Annotated in this window: 18 protein-coding genes; 3 read left to right on the forward strand and 15 right to left on the reverse strand. The window is 71.9% G+C overall.

Features of this window, described 5'->3' with window-relative positions; all coding sequences use genetic code 11:
- Positions 1 to 50: 50 nt before the first annotated feature.
- Positions 51 to 956 (reverse strand): CRISPR system precrRNA processing endoribonuclease RAMP protein Cas6, encoded by a 906-nt coding sequence (gene cas6, locus ACFHWE_RS13700; RefSeq protein ID WP_416601739.1) that lies wholly within the window; start codon positions 954 to 956, stop codon positions 51 to 53.
- An 84-nt stretch (positions 957 to 1,040) separates the two neighbouring features.
- Positions 1,041 to 1,571 (reverse strand): DUF1697 domain-containing protein, encoded by a 531-nt coding sequence (locus ACFHWE_RS13705; protein WP_416601741.1) that lies wholly within the window; start codon positions 1,569 to 1,571, stop codon positions 1,041 to 1,043.
- Positions 1,572 to 1,699: 128 nt separating this feature from the next.
- On the opposite strand from ACFHWE_RS13705, the gene ACFHWE_RS13710 reads away from it, so the two are divergent.
- The gene (locus tag ACFHWE_RS13710) at positions 1,700 to 2,722 is read left to right on the forward strand and encodes a hypothetical protein (RefSeq protein WP_416601743.1); all 1,023 of its coding nucleotides are present in this window, start codon (positions 1,700 to 1,702) and stop codon (positions 2,720 to 2,722) included.
- Positions 2,723 to 2,754: 32 nt separating this feature from the next.
- Here ACFHWE_RS13710 and ACFHWE_RS13715 read toward each other — a convergent pair whose 3' ends face one another.
- Together ACFHWE_RS13715 and ACFHWE_RS13720 are read right to left on the reverse strand one after the other, a co-directional pair.
- Positions 2,755 to 4,542, reverse strand: coding sequence for a cation acetate symporter (locus tag ACFHWE_RS13715; RefSeq protein ID WP_416601745.1), 1,788 nt, complete (start codon positions 4,540 to 4,542; stop codon positions 2,755 to 2,757).
- Positions 4,539 to 4,913 carry a DUF485 domain-containing protein gene (locus tag ACFHWE_RS13720; RefSeq protein WP_416601747.1) on the reverse strand — a complete coding sequence of 125 codons (375 nt, stop codon included), beginning with the start codon at positions 4,911 to 4,913 and terminating at the stop codon, positions 4,539 to 4,541. The genes ACFHWE_RS13715 and ACFHWE_RS13720 overlap by 4 nt, the downstream gene beginning before the upstream one ends.
- A gap of 319 nt (positions 4,914 to 5,232) precedes the next feature.
- On the opposite strand from ACFHWE_RS13720, the gene ACFHWE_RS13725 reads away from it, so the two are divergent.
- Complete coding sequence (locus ACFHWE_RS13725; protein WP_416601748.1) at positions 5,233 to 5,496, forward strand: hypothetical protein; 264 nt, start codon at positions 5,233 to 5,235, stop codon at positions 5,494 to 5,496.
- Between the two features lie 107 nt (positions 5,497 to 5,603).
- On the opposite strand, the gene ACFHWE_RS13730 is transcribed toward ACFHWE_RS13725, so the two are convergent.
- From ACFHWE_RS13730 to ACFHWE_RS13745, 4 genes are all read right to left on the reverse strand, one after another.
- Positions 5,604 to 6,698, reverse strand: a complete 1,095-nt coding sequence (locus tag ACFHWE_RS13730; RefSeq protein WP_416601750.1) for a GNAT family N-acetyltransferase — start codon at positions 6,696 to 6,698, stop codon at positions 5,604 to 5,606.
- Positions 6,699 to 6,876: 178 nt separating this feature from the next.
- Positions 6,877 to 7,278 (reverse strand): type II toxin-antitoxin system VapC family toxin, encoded by a 402-nt coding sequence (locus tag ACFHWE_RS13735; RefSeq protein WP_416601752.1) that lies wholly within the window; start codon positions 7,276 to 7,278, stop codon positions 6,877 to 6,879.
- Entirely contained in the window at positions 7,275 to 7,535 is a 261-nt protein-coding gene (locus ACFHWE_RS13740) for a FitA-like ribbon-helix-helix domain-containing protein (protein WP_416601754.1), read from the reverse strand. The genes ACFHWE_RS13735 and ACFHWE_RS13740 overlap by 4 nt, the downstream gene beginning before the upstream one ends.
- Before the next feature lie 83 nt (positions 7,536 to 7,618).
- On the reverse strand, positions 7,619 to 8,299 hold the full coding sequence (locus ACFHWE_RS13745; RefSeq protein WP_416601756.1) for a hypothetical protein: 681 nt from the start codon (positions 8,297 to 8,299) through the stop codon (positions 7,619 to 7,621).
- Positions 8,300 to 8,421: 122 nt separating this feature from the next.
- Here ACFHWE_RS13745 and ACFHWE_RS13750 point away from each other — a divergent pair, with 122 nt between their 5' ends.
- Positions 8,422 to 8,685 (forward strand): hypothetical protein, encoded by a 264-nt coding sequence (locus tag ACFHWE_RS13750; protein WP_416601757.1) that lies wholly within the window; start codon positions 8,422 to 8,424, stop codon positions 8,683 to 8,685.
- Positions 8,686 to 8,979: 294 nt separating this feature from the next.
- Here ACFHWE_RS13750 and ACFHWE_RS13755 read toward each other — a convergent pair whose 3' ends face one another.
- The 7 genes from ACFHWE_RS13755 to ACFHWE_RS13785 form a co-directional block, all read right to left on the reverse strand.
- The gene (locus ACFHWE_RS13755) at positions 8,980 to 9,351 is read right to left on the reverse strand and encodes an RNA polymerase-binding protein RbpA (protein ID WP_081748726.1); all 372 of its coding nucleotides are present in this window, start codon (positions 9,349 to 9,351) and stop codon (positions 8,980 to 8,982) included.
- A 77-nt stretch (positions 9,352 to 9,428) separates the two neighbouring features.
- Positions 9,429 to 9,662 (reverse strand): preprotein translocase subunit SecG, encoded by a 234-nt coding sequence (gene secG, locus ACFHWE_RS13760; RefSeq protein ID WP_028648310.1) that lies wholly within the window; start codon positions 9,660 to 9,662, stop codon positions 9,429 to 9,431.
- A 294-nt stretch (positions 9,663 to 9,956) separates the two neighbouring features.
- Positions 9,957 to 10,733, reverse strand: a complete 777-nt coding sequence (tpiA, locus tag ACFHWE_RS13765) for a triose-phosphate isomerase (protein ID WP_028648311.1) — start codon at positions 10,731 to 10,733, stop codon at positions 9,957 to 9,959.
- A gap of 38 nt (positions 10,734 to 10,771) precedes the next feature.
- Positions 10,772 to 11,956, reverse strand: a complete 1,185-nt coding sequence (locus tag ACFHWE_RS13770) for a phosphoglycerate kinase (protein WP_416601759.1) — start codon at positions 11,954 to 11,956, stop codon at positions 10,772 to 10,774.
- Between the two features lie 127 nt (positions 11,957 to 12,083).
- Entirely contained in the window at positions 12,084 to 13,088 is a 1,005-nt protein-coding gene (gene gap, locus ACFHWE_RS13775; protein ID WP_416601761.1) for a type I glyceraldehyde-3-phosphate dehydrogenase, read from the reverse strand.
- Between the two features lie 326 nt (positions 13,089 to 13,414).
- A complete protein-coding gene (gene whiA, locus ACFHWE_RS13780; protein ID WP_416601763.1) occupies positions 13,415 to 14,395 on the reverse strand; it encodes a DNA-binding protein WhiA in 981 nt (326 codons plus the stop codon).
- A 247-nt stretch (positions 14,396 to 14,642) separates the two neighbouring features.
- The gene (locus ACFHWE_RS13785; RefSeq protein ID WP_416601818.1) at positions 14,643 to 15,620 is read right to left on the reverse strand and encodes a gluconeogenesis factor YvcK family protein; all 978 of its coding nucleotides are present in this window, start codon (positions 15,618 to 15,620) and stop codon (positions 14,643 to 14,645) included.
- Between the last annotated feature and the right edge of the window lie 118 nt (positions 15,621 to 15,738).

A 15,738-nucleotide genomic window follows, 5' to 3' on the forward strand; every position in this document is an offset into this window, starting at 1 on the left:
GCACGGGTGTGCGGGACCGCCCCCGCCCTCCCCGGGCCGACGGTCCGGCATCAGTCGAACAGGGTCCCGCTGAACTCCCCGGTCCGTACCCGTGCGCGGCGCCCGCCCCTGCGGGACGCGGGCACCCGGACCCGCGCCGCCGCACCGGTCATGGTGTCCACGCGTACCGCGCCGAACCCCTGGGCCGTGTACTTGCCCACGCCCGACAGCTCGACCAGTTCCAGGAGTGCGGCGAAGGCGTCGGCGTGGTGGCGCTCCCCTCCCACCAGTTCCAGGCGCAGGCCCCCCTCCCACCCCAGGACGGTGCGCTCGTCGTTGTGCCGGTGCTCGCCCACACGCACGGGCTCCTCCGGCAGCGGAACGCGCCGCACGTGGGCCAGCCCGCCGAACAGCAGGTCCAACCAGGGGTCGGCCAGGTCCGCGGGGGCGAACCGGGCGACGGCGCCCACAGCTCCGCTGCCGCCGACGATCCCTCCCCCCGAGCGGTGCACGGCCCCGAAGAGCCGCCGGGGATTCGGCCAGACCTGCGGGATGCGCTCGCCCCCGGAATCGCGTGCGACCATCACCACGGGCGTGCGGCTGCGCACCACCGCCGAGCGCACCGCGAAGGGGCCGCGCGCGGCTGTGAGCATCCCGGCGTAGGTGCGGTCGAAGGTGCGGGTCACCGACAAGGGCTCCATCAGGTGGTCGCCGATCCGCTGCGGCTGGCCCACCAGGGCCTCGGGGTCGACCGGGGGCGGGTCGTCGTCGAGCCAGGAGACGGACCAGTGGTACAGCCGGTCCCCCAGCGGCGACGGCCACCCGTTCATCGACCACCGCTTGGCGGCCGTGTGGTCCTCCTGCGGCTGCGGCCACCAGTGGTTGAGCAGGCCGTGGCAGTCCTCGGACCGGATCGGCCGCGCCGCGTCCGCCAGGTCCCGCAGGATCACGGTCCAGCGTCTGGGCACGTACACCACCCCTTCTCGTGTGGTCCCGACGGCACGCGCCGTCCTCGGTTCACCGAGGACTACTCTCGGACAGAACGCTCCGAACCGGGACGTTCAGCGTTGCACCATCTCCAGGAGGCGGACCACGGTCCGCCAGTTCCGGGCGGTGACGGCGCCGGTGGTGCATCCGGCGACCGTGTCCGGGAGCGCGGCGAAACGCACCCCGTCGCGGTGGCCGGTGTAGACCTCCGTCCCGGTGAAGGCGAGGCGCTCGTGCGGGTGGGCGGACAGGTCGACCGCGCCCAGCGCCTCCGTGTCCCAGGCCTGGGAGGAGAACAGCACCAGGAACCGCGAGGGGTCGGGGACCTCCAGCGGGTTGGCGGCCACCGCCGCGCGCCACCGCTCGGCCGTGCGCACCACGACCGGCACGTCGTGGCCGAGCCCGTCGAGAACGGCGCCACGGATCGCCGCGGCCACCGCGTCGGGGCCGGTGCCCTCGGCGTCCAGGACCGCGTTCCCGCTCTGGAGATAGGTGGCCACAGCGGTGTAGCCGAGCCCGGTCAGGAGCGAGCGCAGGTCGGCCATGGCGATCCGGCGGTGCGCCCCCACGTTGACTCCGCGCAACAGCGCGACGTACCTCGTCACGCACGCTATTGTGCGGCATCGCGCCCTGGGAGGGGCACCCGCAGCGGGAACTCACGGCCGTGCGCCGCATACCCTGGTGCGCGTGCGGACCGACGCCCGCGCGACCCGCCCACGACACCGGAGCCGACTTGCCCCGCCTGAGCCACACCTTCGACCTCGCACCCGTGGACCACGGGGTGGTGGTCCGTTCCGTCGCCGCCGCGCACGCGGTCGCCCGCGCATGCGGGTTCGACGGCAGGGGGTGGCTGATCACCCCCGACGAGGCCACCGTCGGCCGGTGGGAGGAGCGCGCCGACCGCCTGGGCCTGGTCGACCGCGCGGTGGCGCGGAGCAACCGCGAGCGCCGCCGCGCCGCCGCCGAACGCCTGCGCGAGGGGGTCGAGGACCCGGCGGAGGCGGAGGAGCTGGCCGTCGAGGCCTCCACCACGGCGCTCCAACTCCAGTCCGGGCACCACCTGGAGCCCCGGAGCCACTACCTCGTCTCCGAACTCTCCCCCGGCGGCGTGCCGGTGGAGCCGGTCTACGAGCGGCAGGGGTGGACCAGCACGGGGCTGACCGTCACCTCATGGGATCCGGAGGGCACCAGCGCGCTGGAGTTCGCCATGCCCGACCGGGTCGGCGGCGGCGCCCCGCCGGTGACGTCGGGGACGGCCGCCCACGACGCGGCGGCGGGCACCCTGGCCATGACCGTCGAGGTCCGCCTGCCCGGGCGGGGCGCGTGGCTGCGCTCGGCGCGGGGGTCACTCACGATCGACACCGCCGCCTGGTACGCGGCCCTGGCAGGCCGCACCGGACCCGCCCCGGTCCGGCTGACCGCCGCCCACGCGCTGGCCGACATCGAGGCCGACCTCTCCCCCGCCCCCCGCGAGGACGGCCGGTGGGACGTGACCGCCACGCTGCGGGCCCGGGGGCGCGGCCCGCTCGCGCGGCCCCTGGTGGCCCTGGCGTTCTGGGCCGTCCGCGGCTCCTACCGCCGTGAACAGCGGCGGGCCCGCGAGGGTGCCGAGGGCGTCACGGTGACGAGCCCTCGTGAACAGCTCGACCGGGGTGCGAGGGCCTGGGACCGGATGGCCCGCGGCGCCGAGGAGATCCCCGACCTGCTGCACGACGTGGCCCGCGGCATGGCCGAGGCCGCCCGGCGCGGGGCCTGACCGCGCCCCGTGCCGCCGAACCGGCCCCGCCGTCACCTGCCCTCGGTCCCCCACCCGGTGAGTGAACGCACCCGCAGTTCGGTGAAACGGGCCGTGTTGCGCTCCTGGGAGAGCAGGCTGCCGACCACGGCGCACAGGAACCCGAAGGGCACGGCGATCAGCGCCGGGTTCTCCAGGGGAACGAACTGGATGTCGATCGACGCAGGCAGCACCGACAGGTTCTCCCCGGTCAGCGGGTCGGTCTTACCCGACATCACCGGCGAGAAGAGCATGAGCGCCAGCGTGCAGGACAGCCCGCCGTAGATGCCCCACTCCACCCCCCGGGTGTTGAAGCGGCGCCAGAACATCGTCAGCACGATGACGGGCAGGTTCGCGGCGGCGGCGATGGCGAAGGCCAGGCCCACGAGGAAGGCGACGTTCATCTCCTGCGCGCGGATGGCCAGCAGGATGGCCACGCCCCCGATCACGCACGCGGAGAAGCGCGCCACGGACACCTCCTGCGACTCCCGGGGACGCCCCCACATGAGGACGTGGCCGAACAGGTCGTGCGCGATGGAGGTCGACGAGGCCAGGGTGAGGCTGGCGATCACGGCCAGGATCGTGGCCAGCGCCACGGCGGAGATCAGCGCGAGCAACACGGCGGCGCCCGCCGGACCGGCGGCGCGCCCGCCCAGTTCCTCGGCGAGCATCGGCACGGCGCTGTTGCCCGAGGGGTCCAGGGCCAGGATCCGCTCGGAGCCCACCAGCGCCGCCGCGCCGAAGCCCAGGGCGAGCGTCATCAGGTAGAACACCCCGACCATGACGATGGTGCGGTTGACCGAGGTGCGTGCCGAGCGTCCGTCGGGGACCGTGTAGAAGCGGATCAGGATGTGCGGCAGCGCGGCGGTGCCCAGGACCAGGGCCAGGCCGAGACTGATCAGGTCGAGCTTGTTGAACAGCGTCGCCGCCGCGTCCCCTGGCACGTCCACCCCCAGGTGGAGCCCCGGTTCGAGGAAGGCCTGCCCGTGACCGCTGGCCCCGGCGGCCTCCGACAGCAGGGCACTGGGGTTGAAGGAGAACAGGGCCAGGACCATGGCGGTGAGCAGCCCGGTGGCGGCCAGCAGGACCACCGCCTTGATGATCTGCAGCCACGTGGCCGCCTTCATCCCGCCGTACATGACGTAGACGATCATGAGCACGCCCACGAGCACGATCGCCCCGGAGCGGGCCTGGTCGGCGCCCACCCCGAGGAACGTGCCGCCCTCGTGCAGCCCGAGCAGCACCGCGGTGAGGGCGCCCGCGCCGACCATCTGTGCGACGAGGTAGAACACGCAGACGGTGACCGTGGAGACGGTGCAGGCCAGGCGGACCCGCATCCGGCGCAGGCGGAAGGCGGGCAGGTCCGCCATGGTGTACCGGCCGGTGTTGCGGGTGAGCTGGGCCATCGGCAGCACCAGCAGCCAGGCGACGAGGAAGCCGACCGAGTACAGGAAACCGTCGTATCCGCGCAGCGAGATCATCCCGGCGATGCCCAGGAACGAGGCGGCCGACAGGTAGTCGCCGGTCAGCGCCAGCCCGTTCTGGGTGCTGGAGAAGCCCCGCCCCCCGGCGTAGAAGTCGACCGCGCCGCGGGTGGTGCGCCGGGCCCGGACGGTGATGACCAGCGTGGCCAGGACGAAGAGGGCGCACAGGGCGATCGTCCAGGCGTGTGCGGCCCCGAACCGGTCGCCCAGGACCGATCCGAGCTCGGCCGCCCAGTCCGGTGCGGCGGGCCCGGGGGCGGTGCCCTCCCCCGTGGCGGCACCGCCCGCGAGGGCTCTGTGAACAGGGAACGTGTTCATCGGCCGACCACCCGGCCGGTGACGGTCTCCTCGTCGCGCACCCGGTCGCGGATCCGCTCCGCGAGCGGGTCGGTACCGCGCTCGCAGACACGGCCGAAGGCCCACGCGAGGGCGAACGTCACCGCGAACTGGCCGATCCCCAGCAGCAGGGCCACGTTGACGGAGCCGACGACCCTGACCCCCATGAGGTCCCGGGCGTAGGCCGAGAGCAGCAGGTAGAGCGTGTAGCTCACGAGGAGCCCGGCCACCAGCAGGCCCGCGTTCAGGGCGAACCTCCTGCGCAGCCTGACGAACCCCGGGTCCGCCGACACGCGCTCGCTCACGCTCCCCGTGTCGGACCGGCTCCGGGCGCCCTCCATGTACTCGACCACGGCCTACCCCCTTGTTGGCTCTCCGTCGAAAGTGGGCAACACGATAGCCACGGCGCCCGCTCCGTGTTCACCGAACGCACAAATTCGGTCGCCCATAGCCGCGGGAGCTCCGGAACCGGCGCGGGGCCGGCCGCGGCACGAGCCCTTCCAGGGCGGACGCACACGCGTGGTACGCGGCGGCGCCCGGACTTCGCTAGGCTCGGACGGACCCCGCAGCCCGCACGGCGAGCCCTGGCGCACGCCCGGCTCTCCGTGTTCGTACAGGTGTATGATTGCGGGGTCCGCACTGTTCACGCGATACCGAAGGGAAATCCCCGCCGTGGTCACCGAGGTCTTCACGCTCAAGTACTGCGACCCCCACGCTGTCAGCGAGGAGAAGGTCGAGGCGACTGAGGTCATTCAGTTCGCCTGGGAGGGCACGGTCCGCGAGGTCGACGCCTGCGACGAGTGCGCCAAGGAGCACGAGGCCCGCTTCGAGCCGCTCGTGGACTACTCGCGCCCGGTGAAGAAGCGCCGTACCAAGAAGGCCGCAGCTCCGGCCCCCGCCGCGGACGACGGGTCGGCCTCCGCGTCGGACGAGTAGAGGAAGCAGGACCCCGCCCGGGAGACGGCCTCACCGCGCCACAGACGGGCGGGGGTCGGCGGCACCCCCCAGTGGCCGCCGACCCCCGCGTCTTTCCCCGGTAGCCGCTATCCCCGTCCCATCAGCCGCGCGACCTGGCCGCCGCGCCGCTGACCGCCGCGGGTGCCGGGCTGGAGCGCCTCGGCGACCGGCGCCCGCGCGTGCACCTGCGCCCCGCCCGACGGGCGCACCGACGCGCCCAGGCGGCGCATGACGCGCAGCATGGCGGTGTTGGACAGAGTGGTCTCCGCCCTCAGCTCGGCCAGCCCCCAGTCGGCGGCGGTGGCCGCCAGGACCCGGGCCAGGGCCGTACCCACGCCGCGCCCCTGCCAGGCGTCCTCCACCAGGAGGGCGATCTCCCCCGCGCCGGGGTCGAGCGTGTACATCAGGTGCCCGAGTGCCACGGGCTCCTCGTGGCCGTGCGGCCGCACCGCCAGCGTCAGCCCGCGCTCGGGATCACAGAAGACCTGGCGCATGTGCGGGCTCAGCTCCCGCATACCCGTGGAGTACCTGCCGCGCACCGTCTCGGGCGAGCAGCGCCGGTGCAGGCCGTCCAGAGCAGGCAGGTCGGCTTCCCGTACCTGCCGCAGGGACAGGTCCGCACCGTCGACGGTGGACACGGTCCGCCCGGTGGGCACCGGCCCGGCCGAGGGCATCACGGAGCGGACCAGGGCGTCGGCTCGGCTGCTCTCGGTCCAGGTGAAGGGCCGTGACCGGCGGCGCACGAGCACCCCCCGCAGGGGGCCGACCGGGACCAGCATCGCGGTGCCGACCACCGTGTCCGCGACCTCGTCCTGGCTGGTCAGGTTGGTCCAGCGGGCCTCGTCGGCCAGCAGCAGATCAGCGAGTGCGTCGGGCAACGCGTTGGGGTGCGCCCTCAGCCGGGCGGTGAGGAGCAGGGCCCGGGTGGCGTCGTCGCCGACCTCGCGCCGGAGGGCGGGGACCGCGGTCGTCTCGCCGGAGGGGCAGCGCTCTGCGACCGCGTCCACGGCCCGGGTGTGGTCACCGGGCAGGTCCACGACGAACTCGTCGACCACGCCCGACACGTCGGTGTGGATGGAGAGGCCGACGATGTTGCCACCGCACCGCGCGAGGGCGTCGACGATGCCGGCCAGTTCGCCGGGACGGTCCTCGACCGTCGTCCTGATCCTCCACAGGCCCACAGGCGTTCCCTCCCAGTGGATGTCCCCGCCGCCGCGACGCGTCGTCGGGCCGTGGCGGCGGGGCGCGCACCGACGTGGTACTACCATCGCCGACACGCGTTTCGGGGAGGTTAGGCCGCCGTTGAGTTCCCGAGCCGCCGCGCGCACCCCCGTGACGCGCCGTTCACCGGGGACCGTCCTACCGGAGGACGCGCACCTCGCACCGGAGCCCCGGCGCCGCGACCAGACGAGCGTCACCGGTCACCAGAGCACAGTCCAGGGCTTCGGCCACCGCGACGTAGGCCGCATCGTAGGCCGTCAGATTGGACCGCAGTTCCCAGATCCGGTCAGCGACTTCCCTGACGGGCTCCACATAGGAGATCGCTTGCAGGGAATAGAGTTTGCGTGCGGCTTCAGCGTCACCGACGGGCACCTTCCGCCCGAGCACAAGCCCCCTGAGCGCGTTGAGAAACTCGATGGGCTGGTGGCTGGGGGCGTACCACTCACTGTCGGCACCGAGCACCCGACGTACTGCGGCGGCAGAACGGCTCGGTGTTCCCAAGTAGAGATCGATCAAGACAGAAGTGTCGACGACGATCACGCGACACCGCTCTTCCCGTCACCGTCCGGCACATCGTCACCGCGAGCGGCGCGGACCGCCGCGACGATCTCGTCCATGCTGAGAGCGGCTCCCGGCAGAGGTGTCTGTTCGACTACCTGCCGGTTGCGGGCGAAGCGCGCCTCACGCTCCAACACGGCGAGCACATACGTCTGGAGTGACTGTCCCGATCGCCGGGCTTCCGCAGCCAGGATCTCTCTGACCTCGTCCGGAACGTCTTTGACCTGAATAGCTCCCATGGCGCGATAGTAGCTGAAGCATCCTCGGCATAGCTCTTAGATAGAGGAATTCTTGGCGCCATTTCAGCGCCAATCGGCATCTGTCACCGCGGGGGCGGGGTGCGCTCCACGATCGAGGGCAGCGGGGCCGTGTACTCGACCATGCGCAGGATCCGTTCCTTGACCGCCGAGGGCACCTGGACGTAGAACTGCGTGGGCGCCTCCTCCGGTTCCAGCCCCAAGCCGTCGGCGGTCTCCGCCCAGTTGGGCAGTTCGGCGTCGGTCCGGTGTGTGTCCAGGACGAACTCGATGAAGTAGAGGGGCCTGCGCTCGCCCACGCGCACCTCACGTACGCGCCGTATCTCCGGCCAGGCGACGAACGTCCCCTCTCCGGGAAACCACCACTTGCGCTCCTGGAGCACCGTGATCCCGTCGCTGTCGGCACTGATGCCCTGGCGGGTGATGCGCTGGGGAAGGCCCCGCACCATGAACACGTTGCCGACGGGCCCCAGGAAGGCCATCACCACCGCGGCGGCACCCCACAGCGCCACCGAGCCGACGGTGTGGTCCGCCGTCGTCAGGTGCCAGACCAGCGACCCCGCCACCGCGACGAACCCTGCGGTGAGGAGCGCGGAGAAGTAGGCGGCGGCGATCCACATCCTGGTGTTGGGGCCGCGCAGACTGACGTAGCGCCTCAGGTGGGAGACGCTGGCGGGCCGGTGGGACAGGTCCGAGGGCGGGGCGTGCGTCGTGGCGGGGACGTCGGGGGGCTCGGGCGCAGACATGCCCTCATTGTCCCAACTCCGCACAGCACTCCGTGCGTCGGACCACCGGCGTCCCTGAGCCGCCGCAGGGCATGGGGAGAATCCCCGGCGGAGCGGGCGCGGGTCCCGCTAGAGTCCGTGCCATGAGACGCAAGACACGCGAGTACGACACGGAACTGCGGGTCCGGGGGGAGGTCCTCGTCGTGGACGGTGTGTCCTATCAGGGACGCACGGTCCTGGAGGAGGGCCCCGACGGGTTCGCCCCGCTCGATCGGTGGGCCAAGGGCGTCGCCGAGACCCTGGGGGAGCCGGTGACCTGGTATGCCCTGGACGGGGAAGAGGTCGCCGCACGGAGCACTGTGCAGCCGGAGCGGAACCGGGCCCCTCAGAACCGCCGTGCGCTCTGAGCTCCGCACTTGGCGCACTGGAACTTGCGGTCGTCGCCGAGAATCCAGTCGTGGTCGCCACCGGTCGGACAGGTTGACATCGGCACCATCTCCTCGAATAAGGGGTTGTCGGGGTCGGTGCCGGTCACTGTATTTCTCAGAGACCACACCGGTCCCAGGAATGAGAAAGTGCTTCCGTCTTTCACCTCCGAAGCGGAATCGTAACCCAGAGCATCGATAAGACAACCCCGAGTAGTCGCCCCTGGGGCGAGAGAGGCCCGGGGCCGCGACCGCGGCGGACCCGAGCCGGGCGACCTAGTTCCGGGACGCCTGCATGTGCGCCTCGACGGCGGCGCGGTCGGCGCGGAGCTTGGCGAGCGCCTCGTCGAGGATGAGCTTGCCCTCTTCCTCGCTGCGCCGTTCCTTGACGTAGGCGAGATGGGTCTTGTACGGCTCGGTGCGCGGCGGCGACGGGGGGTTGGCCCGGTCCTTGCCGGCGGGGAAGCCGCAACGGGGGCAGTCCCACTCGTCGGGGACGGCCGCCTCACTGGCGAAGCTGGGCACGACCTCGTGACGGTTGGCGCAGTAGAACGACACCCGGATCCGAGGGGCGGCCTCGCCCCGCTCCGCCTCGCCCATGGGGCCTGCTCCGACACGGCTGCCACGGATGGCACTGCCACTACCCACGAAAAACTCCTTCGGCGAACGCGCTCACCGGGGGAATCCGGGCGAGCGTGACTGTGGAGGGGCCCTACGGGAGGCGGCTACACCCGGCTGTACAGGACGCCGAGGACGATGATGGAGAGGATCCACACGATGCCGACGGCCACCGTCATGCGGTCGAGGTTGCGCTCGACCACCGACGACCCGCCGAGCGAGGACGTGACGCCACCGCCGAACATGTCGGACAGGCCACCGCCCTTGCCCTTGTGCAGGAGCACCAGGAAGATCAGCAGCACACTGAGAACCATCACGAAGATGGACAGACCGAGAGTCACACGCTCACCCGTAGTTCGACCCCGAATCGGGGGGATGGACACCGCGGCCCCGTATCCCCCACGCACCTGCGGCGGCACCGCGGCAGCGGGCCGACCGACTCGGTCCGTGTGAGGAGGAGGCCGGGACGATTTCGGATTTTACCGTGTCCTGACCGGACACGGGTGGGGCTTGACCCGCGAGGCACGGGAAACCCCCTGGACGAAGTCTAGCCTGATCGCCGCCCCGTGGCGCACCCCGCCCGCGGCTACGGGTGGTTCCACCCATGTGGACGGGGCGCGCCCGGGCTCCAGGCCTCAGCTCTCGCCGAAGCGGATCACCTTGACGAACTCGTCCGCCTTCAGGCAGGCGCCGCCGACCAGGGCACCGTCGACGTCCTTCTGGGCCATGATGCCGGGGGCGTTGTCGCCCTTGACCGAACCGCCGTAGAGGATCCGGACCCGGTCGGCGAGCTCGGGCGAGTACAGCTCACCCAGCCGCACGCGGACCGCGGCGCAGACCTCCTGGGCGTCCTCGGGGGTGGCGACCTCGCCGGTGCCGATGGCCCACACCGGCTCGTAGGCCACCACCAGCTTCTCGGCCTGCTCCGCGGTGACCTCCTTCAGCGCTCCGTCCAACTGCGCCAGGACGTGCTCGACCTGGGCGCCCCGCTTGCGGACCTCCAAGCCCTCGCCCACGCACAGGATCGGGACGAGCCCGTGCCGGTAGGCCGCCTTGACCTTGGCGTTGACCAGGGCGTCGTCCTCGTCGTGGTACTCGCGGCGCTCGGAGTGGCCGGCCAGGACGTAGGAGCACTCCAGTTTGGCCAGCATCGCCCCGGAGACCTCTCCGGTGTAGGCCCCCTTGTCGTGGGCGGAGAGGTCCTGGGCGCCGTACCCGATGCGCAGCTTGTCGCCGTCCACGAGCGTCTGGACGCTGCGCAGGTCGGTGAACGGCGGGAGGACGACGACCTCGACGCTGTCGTGGTCCTTGCCGTTCAGGGCGAAGGCCAGCTTCTGGACGAGCGCGATCGCCTCCAGGTGGTTGTTGTTCATCTTCCAGTTGCCCGCGATGAGCGGCAGGCGCTGGGACATGGTCACTTCCCGTCGGTTCGGTTGGCGTGAAGGGAGCGTCAGCGGAGCGCGTCGATACCGGGCAGGTCCTTGCCCTCCAGGTACTCCAGGCTCGCACCGCCTCCGGTGGAGATGTGGCCGAAGGCCGCCTCGTCGAACCCGAGGGCGCGCACGGCCGCGGCGGAGTCCCCGCCGCCGACCACGGTGAAGGCCCCGGAGCCGATGAGCGCCTCGGCCAGCGCACGGGTACCGCCCGCGTAGGGCTCCATCTCGAACACGCCCATCGGGCCGTTCCAGAACACGGTGCGGGTGTCGGCGATCTTCGAGGCGAAGAGATCCTGGCTCTTGGGGCCGATGTCCAGCCCCATGCGGTCGGCCGGGATCGCGTCGACGTCCACCGCGGCGTGGGGGGCGTCGGCGGCGAACTTCTCCGCGGCCACGACGTCCACGGGCAGGACGATCTCCACGCCCTCGCGCTCGGCGCGGTCGAGGTATCCGCGCACCGTGTCGAGCTGGTCGGCCTCCAGCAGGCTGGCGCCGACCTCGAAGCCCTGGGCCTTGAGGAAGGTGAACACCATCCCGCCGCCGATGAGCAGGCGGTCGGCGGTACCGAGCAGGTTGTCGATGACGCCGAGCTTGTCGGAGACCTTGGACCCGCCGAGCGCGACGGCGTAGGGCCGCTGGGGCTGGGAGGTGAGCCGTTCCAGGACCTCGATCTCGGTCAGGACCAGGCCGCCGACGGCGTGCGGGAGCCTGCCGGGCAGATCGTAGACACTGGCGTGTTTGCGGTGCACGGCCCCGAAGGCGTCGCCGACGTAGAGGTCGGCGAGCTGGGCGAACCGGTCGGCGAGCTCGCCGCGCTCGGCGTCGTCCTTGCTGGTCTCACCGGGTTCGAAGCGCACGTTCTCCAGCAGCGCCACCTGGCCGTCGGCGAGGGCGGCCGCGGTGGCGCGCGCCGACTCGCCCGCGGTGTCGGCGGCGAAGGCCACGTCGGTGCCGAGCAGCTCGCCCAGGCGGGCCGCGACGGGGCGCAGGGAGAACACCGGGTCCGGGGCGCCCTTGGGGCGGCCCAGGTGGGCGGCGACGATGACGCGCGCGCCGCGCTCGCGCAGTTTCTCGATCACGGGCAGGGCCGCGCGGATGCGGCCGTCGTCGGTGATCCGGTCGCCGTCCAGGGGCACGTTGAGGTCGGATCGGACGAACACACGCTTACCGGAGACGTCGAGGTCGTCGATCGTCCGCATGGCAGGTCTCCTCGGGAAGGTCGGCCCGGACGTCGCGCCGGGCGGGGCGGGCGGGTCCCACGAACGGCACCCCTTCGCGGCGGACGAAGGGGTGCCGTGCGGGCGGAGGGCTCGGTCGGTCCGTCGTCTACAGGCCGGTGCCCACCATCTTGGCCAGGTCGACCAGGCGGTTGGAGTAGCCCCACTCGTTGTCGTACCAGCCGACGATCTTGACCTGGTTGCCGAAGGCCATGGTCAGGCTCGCGTCGAAGGTGCAGGAGGGGGAGGTGCCGACGATGTCGGAGGAGACGATCGGGTCCTCGGTGTAGACCAGGACGTCCTTGAGCGGCCCCTCGGCGGCGGCCTTGAACGCGGCGTTGACCTCGTCCTTGGTGACCTCGCGGTCCAGGGTGACGACCAGGTCGGTCACCGAGCCGTCCGGCACGGGGACGCGCATGGCCATGCCGTCCAGCTTGCCCTGGAGCTCGGGGATGACCAGGGCGGTGGCCTTGGCCGCACCCGTGGTGGTCGGAATGATGTTCTGCGCGGCGGCGCGGGCGCGGCGCAGGTCCGAGTGGGGGAAGTCCAGGATGACCTGGTCGTTGGTGTAGGCGTGCACCGTGGTCATCAGGCCCTGCTGGACGCCGAAGGAGTCCAGGAGCACCTTGGCCATGGGCGCAACGCAGTTGGTGGTGCACGAGGCGTTGGAGACGACGTTGTGCCGGGCGGCGTCGTACTTGTCGTCGTTGACGCCCATGACGACGGTCAGGTCCTCGCCCTTGGCCGGGGCGGAGATGATGACCTTCTTGGCGCCGGCCTCGATGTGCTTGCGCGCGTCCTCGGCCTTGGTGAAGCGGCCGGTGGACTCGATGACCACGTCCACGTTCAGGTCGGCCCAGGGCAACTGGGCCGGGTCGCGCTCGGCCAGGACCTTGAAGGACGTGTCGCCGACCCGCAGGGAGTCCTCGCCGACCTCGACCTTCTCCTGGAGGGAGCCGAGCACGGTGTCGTACTTGAGCAGGTGCGCGAGCGTCTTCGTGTCGGTGAGGTCGTTGACGGCGACGATCTCGATGTCGCTGCCGCCGGCGGCGACCGCGCGCCAGAAGTTGCGGCCGATCCGACCGAAGCCGTTGACGCCTACACGGATGGTCACGGAACCAATCTCCTCATGTGTCGCACATCATTTCCACCCGCGCATCCACCTTCTGCGCCGCGTGTGCCGCCGACTGGGCAGGTCACCGCGTTGAACAGGGTTAACACGCGCCAGGTGTTGTCAGAAGAGCCTAGCGGAGGACCGCGGGGCGGCGGTTGCCGACCCGGGTCGACCGCGTGGCAGGCCTTGTGGGCTCGTGCCCATACTGGCATCCACCGCACAACAGGTCTAGACCATTGTGAAGAGTTGTACAGGGGTTTTTCCAGCTCACAAAGTCGAACACCACACCGCGGAGGCTCGCGGCCCCTCCGCAGGGCCGCCGCCGCTCAGGGCACGAGCATGTCCGGAGTGAGGTTGGCCTCGGTGCCCTCGATACCCAGATCGCTCGCCCGCTTGTCGGCCATCGCCAGGAGCCTGCGGATCCGCCCCGCGATGGCGTCCTTGGTCAGCGGCGGGACCGACAACTGCCCCAACTCCTCCAGGGAGGCCTGTTTGTGCGCCAGGCGGAGCTTGCCCGCCGCCACCAGGTGCTGGGGGGCCTCCTCGCCCAGGATCTCCAGGGCCCGCTCCACCCGCGCCCCCGCGGCCACCGCCGCGCGGGCGCTGCGCCGCAGGTTGGCGTCGTCGAAGTTGGCGAGCCGGTTGGCGGTGGCCCGGACCTCCCGGCGCATGCGCCGCTCCTCCCAGGCCAGCACGCTCTGGTGCGCCCCCAGCAGTGTCAGCAGGGCTCCGATGGAGTCGCCGTCGCGAACCACCACCCGGTCCACGCCGCGCACCTCGCGCGCCTTGGCGTGCACCTTGAGCCGACGCGCCGCACCGACCAGGGCCAGCGCCGCCTCCGGTCCGGGGCAGGTGGCCTCCAGCGACATCGACCGCCCCGGCTCGGTCAGGGAGCCGTGCGCGATGAACGCGCCGCGCCAGGCCGACTCGGCGTCGCACGCCCCGCCCGCCACCACGTGGCGCGGCAGCCCGCGCACGGGACGGCCGTTGTTGTCCACCAGGCCGGTCTGCCGTGCCAGGGACTCGCCGTCCTTGATCACCCGGACCACGTACCGGTTGCCCTTGCGCAGCCCGCTCGGGGACAGGACCACCATCTCGGACTCGTGCCCGAAGACCTCGGAGATGTCCTTGCGCAGGCGGCGCGCGGCGATACCGGTGTCGAGTTCGGCCTCGATGACGATCCGCCCGCCCACCAGGTGCAGGCCGCCGGTGAACCGCAAGATGGTGGACACCTCCGCCTTGCGACAGCATGGCTTGAGAATGACCAGACGGCTCAACTCGTCCTTCACCACGCCGGTCATCGCCATCCCCGCGATCCTCCCCCTATGAAGTGAGCCGTTCCGGCGTCCCCGCACCGGGCGCCGGCCCCGCGCCGCCGTGGCCCCGCCACGCTCGGCGTCCTCGTGGCAGACTACGTGAGGCGGCCGCCCGCTGCCGACCCCCGCGCCGCGTGTCGCCGGTCCCCGATCCCGCTGGCAGGGCGGCGTGTCGTGCTTCGTGGTGGTTGTATCCCATTGCTCCACGAACGGCCCCGGCGGCGGGGCCGCCACCGCCTCACCCGCCCAGGACACCCTCCAGCGCGGCGGCGAAGCGCTCGGCGTCGTGCCGGGGCGTACCGTCCTCCCGCACCAGGTCGGCCAGGACCAGGCGGCCGCCCAGCCGGCGCACGACGTGTTCGAGCGGCTCCACCTCGTCGACGGTCCCGCGGTCGGCCAGAACCACGTCCACGCCGAGCTTGGGCGCGTGCTCGTGCAGGACCTCCAGGTAGGTCTCGGGCCGGAACCCCTCGGTCTCGCCCTTCTGCGGGGAGAGGTTCAGCGCCACCAGGCGTCGGGCCCGGGTGGTGACCAGGGCGTGGGCGAGATCGGGCACCAGCAGGTGCGGCAGCACGCTGGTGAACCACGAACCGGGCCCGAAGACCACCCAGTCGGCCTCGCGCACCGCCTTGACCGCCTGCGGGCTGGCGGGCGGGTCCTCGGGGATGAGGGAGACGGAGCGGACCCGGCCGCTGGTGCTCGCGCACGCCACCTGGCCCCGCACCGTGGTCAGCCCCCCGGGCCGGGACGGGTCGATCCCGGCGACCTCCGCGGCGATGTCCAGGGGCACCGACGACATCGGCAGCACCCGCCCGTGCGCCCCGAGCAACTGGCCCACCCAGTCCAGGCCCGCCACGGAGTCGCCCAGCAGTTCCCAGAGCGCCACGATCAGCAGGTTGCCGACCGCGTGCCCGTGCAGTTCGCCCTCGGAGCGGAACCGGTGCTGGAGGACCTGGCTCCAGGTGTGGCCCCAGTCGTCGTCGCCGCACAGCGCGGCCAGCGCCATCCGCAGGTCCCCCGGGGGCAGTACGCCCAGTTCGCGGCGGAGCCGACCGCTGGAACCGCCGTCGTCGGCGACGGTGACGACGGCGGTGACGTCGGTGGTCACCCGACGCAGCGCGGACAGGGAGGCGTGCAGGCCGTGCCCGCCGCCCAGCGCGACCACGCGCGGCGGACGCTGCCCCTCGACGTCCTCCGGCACCCTGCGTTTCGACATGTCGGCTGCGGCCTGCCCCTCGTCCCTGTACACGATCGCCACCGGCGGTGACCGGGCCAATCTAAGCGAAGGCGCTACAAATGGCGATTTCGCTCACTGTACGTGAGACACGACGCAT

Origin of the sequence: Nocardiopsis sp. LOL_012 (genome assembly GCF_048060475.1) — a bacterium.
Lineage (GTDB): Bacteria > Actinomycetota > Actinomycetes > Streptosporangiales > Streptosporangiaceae > Nocardiopsis.

Excerpts from the sequence above, each read along its gene's own strand:
- ACFHWE_RS13750 (WP_416601757.1), top strand. The coding sequence starts at position 8,422 with ATGAGACGCAAGACACGCGAGTACGACACGGAACTGCGGGTCCGGGGG.
- ACFHWE_RS13715 (WP_416601745.1), bottom strand. The coding sequence starts at position 4,542 with ATGAACACGTTCCCTGTTCACAGAGCCCTCGCGGGCGGTGCCGCCACG.
- ACFHWE_RS13740 (WP_416601754.1), bottom strand. The coding sequence starts at position 7,535 with ATGGGAGCTATTCAGGTCAAAGACGTTCCGGACGAGGTCAGAGAGATC.
- ACFHWE_RS13770 (WP_416601759.1), bottom strand. The coding sequence starts at position 11,956 with ATGCGGACGATCGACGACCTCGACGTCTCCGGTAAGCGTGTGTTCGTC.
- ACFHWE_RS13745 (WP_416601756.1), bottom strand. The coding sequence starts at position 8,299 with ATGTCTGCGCCCGAGCCCCCCGACGTCCCCGCCACGACGCACGCCCCG.
- tpiA (WP_028648311.1), bottom strand. The coding sequence starts at position 10,733 with ATGTCCCAGCGCCTGCCGCTCATCGCGGGCAACTGGAAGATGAACAAC.
- ACFHWE_RS13785 (WP_416601818.1), bottom strand. The coding sequence starts at position 15,620 with ATGTCGAAACGCAGGGTGCCGGAGGACGTCGAGGGGCAGCGTCCGCCG.
- whiA (WP_416601763.1), bottom strand. The coding sequence starts at position 14,395 with ATGGCGATGACCGGCGTGGTGAAGGACGAGTTGAGCCGTCTGGTCATT.